The 275-nt window shown below is 61.5% G+C and carries 1 protein-coding gene; it reads left to right on the top strand.

Features of this window, described 5'->3' with window-relative positions; translation table 11 throughout:
* Positions 1–275, top strand: a 275-nt coding sequence (locus SCA31_RS23315; protein WP_410699399.1) for a hypothetical protein, incomplete at both ends; no start/stop codon positions are given.

The raw sequence follows: 275 nt of genomic DNA, 5'->3' as shown, positions 1-275 counted from the left end.
AATGCAAGCTTGGGCTACGGCAACGTGGCGGTAGCAGAAGCGATCAACGAAGCGAACCTCAACGCGGCCACCCTGCCGATCTTCCGCCGCGGCAGTGCCTACTCGCGCGAAGCTGCTACCCGCTTGCTGGAGTTCGCCCTTCCCCATGAGTACTCTTCGGTCTTCTACGCCACCTCCGGCAGCTCTGCGCTCGATGCCGTGGTCAAGCTCAGCCGGCAGTTCCACGACATCAACTCAAATCCCAAACGCCGCAGGATCGTCAGTTTCACCGCCAG

Source organism: Chryseobacterium sp. SIMBA_028 (assembly GCF_046535285.1).
GTDB lineage: Bacteria > Bacteroidota > Bacteroidia > Flavobacteriales > Weeksellaceae > Chryseobacterium.
The sequence above is the reverse complement of the archived record's forward strand: the minus strand, read 5'-3'. Positions and strand labels throughout refer to the sequence as shown.